Annotated in this window: 4 protein-coding genes; 3 read left to right on the forward strand and 1 reads right to left on the reverse strand. The window is 45.3% G+C overall.

The annotated features are described in order from the left end of the window. The first annotated feature begins 123 nt into the window (after nt 1-123). The gene (locus D2U88_RS05270; protein ID WP_119639266.1) at nt 124-1,224 is read left to right on the forward strand and encodes a hypothetical protein; all 1,101 of its coding nucleotides are present in this window, start codon (nt 124-126) and stop codon (nt 1,222-1,224) included. Here the strand turns inward: D2U88_RS05270 and D2U88_RS05275 are convergent. After that, nucleotides 1,216-2,427, reverse strand: coding sequence for a site-specific integrase (locus D2U88_RS05275; protein WP_182859107.1), 1,212 nt, complete (start codon nt 2,425-2,427; stop codon nt 1,216-1,218). The two genes, D2U88_RS05270 and D2U88_RS05275, sit on opposite strands and share 9 nt — an antisense overlap. Before the next feature lie 427 nt (nt 2,428-2,854). Between D2U88_RS05275 and D2U88_RS05280 the strand changes: the two genes are divergently transcribed. Together D2U88_RS05280 and D2U88_RS05285 are read left to right on the forward strand one after the other, a co-directional pair. Then, on the forward strand, nt 2,855-4,573 hold the full coding sequence (locus D2U88_RS05280; RefSeq protein WP_119639268.1) for a GMC oxidoreductase: 1,719 nt from the start codon (nt 2,855-2,857) through the stop codon (nt 4,571-4,573). After that, the coding region (locus D2U88_RS05285; RefSeq protein WP_147378521.1) for a gluconate 2-dehydrogenase subunit 3 family protein at nt 4,573-5,162 on the forward strand (590 nt) is incomplete at its 3' end. The genes D2U88_RS05280 and D2U88_RS05285, both read left to right, overlap by 1 nt.

A 5,162-nucleotide genomic window follows, 5' to 3' on the forward strand; every position in this document is an offset into this window, starting at 1 on the left:
AGCTATGCTCACTTTGGTCCGGCGAAGGTGGTATACTATGTCCGGCGTTTCCAGTTTTAGTATTTTTTCGAGATAGTCACCATTTTTTGGCAATAAACTCGAATTTTAACTAAGAAATTTTTTATGAATGAAAGAAAAACCTTTACAAGAGTAGAATTATATAGTTTGGTATGGGAACAATCTTTGAATGATTTGTCTGAGCGGCTGGAGGTAACCCAACAGCAATTGAAAGCTGTTTGTCGAGAATACAATATCCCTTTACCAAATCGAGGTCATTGGACAAAGGTTAGGTTCAATAAACAAATAACCAAAACACCTCTGCCTAAAATGGAAAACAGAGGCATCAATATAAATTTAGCCTCAGACCCAAAACCCAAAAAATTTAAAACGAGTTACCATAAAAGAGCATATGAATTAGAGCATCAAAGTAATCTACTTTTTAAAGTGCCGAAGAGGATTGTGCAATATCATCCAACAATAAGGAAGAGTAAAAAACTATTGCAGCAATTAGATGAGAGTAAAGATGCTGGATTTTGGGAGTTATCCCAAGAACATGAAATTTTACCCATCCATACTGATCCCAAAATGAGGTCCAGGGCATTCAGATTTATGAACACACTGATTATGGCAATTGAGGCCATGAATGGAAAAATCATCTTTGAGTATGGCCGTTGTCATATAGAGTTGTTCGGTCAAAAAACAGAAATAAATCTTCGCCAGAAGTATCATAGAATACGAGAGAAAGATAAGTCTGGTTGGAGCAGGGAATCATGGAAAAAAAGCGAAAAGTTAGAATTTCAGGCCGGCCCATCATTCAGACATAAAAGTTGGATAGATAGAAAAACTATCCGTTTAGAAGAATACCTTCCACAAATCGTAGCTTGGATTGAAAAAGATTGCAAGTATTGGCATGATTTACGAGCGCAACAAGCAGAGCAAAAAAGGAGGAGAGAACAAGAATTGTTAAAAGAGAAGGAACTTCTGAAGAAAATAGCAGAGGAAAAATCAAAATTGAGACAACTTATCTCAGATTCAGAGAACTGGTATAAGGCTAAACAAATAAGAGGCTACCTAAGTGCATACAAGGATAAAGTAGAACAGAATAAATCTTTGTTAAATGAAGAAATCAAAGTTTATTTAAATTGGGCAAACCAAAAGGCGGATTGGTTGGATCCTTTAACTAAATTTAAAGACCCAATTCTAGGAAAATCAGATTTAGAGTAATACTTCTATGGCCTTGTCAACTACTGATGTATCCAGTTCTTTCAAGTATGCTTGTGTGATCGCCATGTTTTGATGGCCTAGTGATTCACTGATTACATCTGTCGCAACACCTTTTTGCTTAAGGCAATTGGCAAAACTGTGCCGAGCCACATAACTGGTCACAGATTTTTCAATTTCCGCTAATTCAGCGAGGGACTTTAAATCCTTATTATAGTTTTTGAGCACTTTGGTCTTTCGGTTTTCAATCTGGTTTGGGGTAAGCTGGTCATGGAGTAAAATGGGAAAGACATATTTCGTGTCCAATGAGTTTTTGTGATAATAATCTAAGATTTCCTGGACTGGAGGTAGGATTTTAATTGTAAAGTTTCCCTTGGTCTTAGAACGGGTATAATAAATGTTGCCTCCTTTGATGTCCTTCCATTTCAATTTCATCATATCGGCAAAGTTCATCCCTCGGGTATAGAAACTAAAAACAAAATAGTTTTTGCTGTTCAGAAGCTCTGGATTTTCAGAAAGGTCAACATTGATTATTTGTTTTACCTCTTCAAAGGTAAGGGCCCTTTTGGCTCCTCTTCCTTTCAATCTCGATACTTTGTATACACGAAAGGGATAAAGGGATTCCTTTACGATGTTTCTTCTGATGGCACGGTTGTACAACGCCCTTATGGAGCGCATCCTTACACCAATACCGCCGTCTGTGCCACCTCGTGAACGCAGATAGGCCTCATACTTTTCAAGAAAGGCCGGGGTAATGTCCGTAAAGGAAAGGTCTTTGTCAAACTTTAAATATCTAAGAACGGATTTGCTGGTATCGTTGTGGAAACGGGCATTGCCCATTCTGCCAGCTAATTTCAACTCCTCCACTATTTCATCCCAAAAGTCAAAAACGTTTCTTCTAACAGGATTGAAAGCCAATCTAAAGTTATGTTCAAATTCCCTCAAAGAGAAATCATCTTTTTCCATTTCTAACTCTGCAATCACTTTTAATGCCCTGTCCCGAAATTTTAACAATAACCGATTGTCCTGAATAAAATTACTGTGGTTCTTATTGAAGGAGCCAGTGCGTTCGTCCCATTCTTTGGGAAATACATTGTAGATGGTCTTGAAGTATTTGGATCGCCTATCTTTGGTCACACGAAGGCATACTGGATAACTTCCATCGGAAAGCTGTTTTTTTCTTAAAACTGTTCGTACATTGATCATTTTCAGCGGTGTTTTGGGTACAACATAGGTACAACAAATGGTCATTTAAAGGTAGTATTGATGCTTCTAAATGAAAAGAAAAATTTCATAAAACATTGAATATCAACACATAAGAAACCAAATGAAAATTTATGACAACTAAAAAAAGCTGCTCATAATCAGGTGGTCCCTGGTTCGAGCCCAGGTGGGACCACTCAAAACCTCTTCAAGTCATTGATTTGAAGGGGTTTTGAATTTTAACACAACACACAATAAGCGTTGTTTCAACACTTATATCCTCGCAAACCCCTACTTCTAGCAAGTGTTTCACAATTTCTGTTCACCCCTTACATTTTTGTTTTTTACAGGTAAAGGTTTGTTATTCAGCCCATCTTCCTTTAGACATTGAGTTATTATTGGTAAATTGAGCCAACTAAGATTTAACTAAATGAGCAAATTCTATTACAACGAGGAACAGGAATCCTACGATGCCATCGTGGTGGGAACGGGCATCAGTGGCGGTTGGGCCGCCAAGGAACTCTGTGAGAACGGTCTCAAGACCCTGGTCTTGGAGCGTGGCCCCATGAAAAAACACCGCGAGGACTACCCAACGGCCAATTTGGATGCTTGGGATCTTCCACATCGCGGGCGACTGACCAGGGAACAAAAGGCCAGACAAGAAAAACAATTACGCACCAGTTATTTGGGTAACTCTGCCCACAACTTCTGGTTCGTGGACGATTTGGAACACCCCTACAATGAAATCAAGCGTTTCGATTGGCAACGGGGCTACCATGTGGGCGGACGCTCCATCATGTGGGGACGTCAAAGCTACCGCTGGAGCGACATCGACTTCGGTGCCAACAAGAACGATGGTATCGCCGTGGACTGGCCCGTGCGCTACAAGGACATCGCCCCTTGGTACGATAAGGTGGAAAGCTATATCGGCGTGTCAGGGGAAATGCTGGGATTACCACAATTGCCTGATGGAGTTTTTGAACCCATGATGGAACTCAATTGCGTGGAGCAAGTGGTTCGCGAAAAAGTAGCGGAAAATTTTGGTGGCCGTGTCGTTACTGCCGGTAGGGCGGCCCACATCAACAGTGACAAGAAATTCGAGGGCGACGGCCGAGTGCGCTGCCAGTTCAGGAACCGATGTATCCGAGGATGTCCTTTCGGGGCCTATTTTAGCAGTTTGTCATCAACGTTGCCCGCTGCGGAAAAAACAGGAAACCTTACCCTAAGACCAGATAGTATCGTACATGAGGTCATCTACGACCCCAATACCCAAAAGGCAACGGGCGTCAAGGTAATCGACAGGGAGACCAATGAGGAGTTCGAGTTCAAGGCCAAGGTCATCTTCCTTTGCGCCTCCGCGATAGCTTCCGCTTCCATTTTGATGCAGTCCAAGTCGGATAGGTTCCCCAATGGTCTTGGAAATGATTCCGACCAATTGGGAAGGAACATTATGGACCACCACTTGGGCGTTGGAGCCTCTGGAAAATTTGATGGGTTCGAGGACAAATACTACAAGGGAAGGAAGCCCAACGGGATCTACATCCCAAGGTTCAGGAACCTTGGTGGCGATTCCGACATGAAGACCTTCAAACGTGGTTACGGGTACCAAGGAGGTGCCGGAAGGGGTAACTGGGAACAGACCGTCGCCGAACTTTCCTATGGAAAAGAATATAAGGACGCCATGATGAATGCAGGGGGATGGACTTTTGGTATGGGAGGTTTTGGAGAAACCCTTCCATACGAGGATAACAGAATGACCCTTGATTACGACAAGAAGGACAAGTGGGGACTGCCCACCGTGACCTTCGATGCGGAATTCAGGGACAATGAATGGAAAATGCGGGAGGATATGAAAGAACAGGCAGTAGAAATGCTTACCAAGGCAGGCTTGAGGGATGTTCAACCGTTTGACAATCCAGGTGCCCTCGGTTTGGGTATCCACGAGATGGGTACGGCGCGTATGGGCCTCGACCCGAAGACCTCCGTGGTGAACGGGAACAACCAGGTGCACACCTGCAAGAACGTCTACGTGACCGACGGCGCCTTCATGGCCTCTGCCAGCTGCGTGAACCCCTCGCTCACCTACATGGCATTCACCGCAAGGGCCGCCAACCATGCCGCCCAGGAACTCAAAAAAGGAAACATCTAATGGAAAGAAGATCAGCACTCAAGAACATGGGGATGGCCTTCGGCTACGCCGTGGCGACCCCCACACTGTTAAGCCTGCTCCAGGGCTGCAAGGACAAACCTGCCTATGCGGAATGGACGCCCGGCTTTCTGGACAAGGGACAGGGACAGGCCCTGGCCACCACCCTGGACGTGATCCTTCCCAGGACCGACACCCCCTCGGCCACCGAGGTGAACGTGCACGCCTTCATCGACTCCTACCTGGACGAGGTGATGCCCCTGGACCAGAGGGACTTCGTGATGATGAAGATGGAGAAGTTCTACGACAGGGCACTGGAGGACTCCGGCAAGACGGAGCTGGCGGAGCTGGAAGCAGCGGACATCGAGCCGGTGCTCGCCACCTACCTGAAAAAGCGCACCGACGAGGAGGAACAGGCGCACAACGAGGCGGTGATGGACTACATGCAGGCCATCATGCAGGGGGGCGAGGCCACCCTGGACGACGAGGTGGCGCGCTATACCTTCGCCAACGAGCTCAGGGACCTGGCCACATGGGCCTACAAGTCCTCGGAGAAGGTCGGCGAGGAGGTACTGGCCTACCTGCCCATCCC

Source organism: Flagellimonas aequoris, from assembly GCF_003584165.1.
Classification (GTDB): Bacteria; Bacteroidota; Bacteroidia; order Flavobacteriales; family Flavobacteriaceae; genus Flagellimonas; species Flagellimonas aequoris.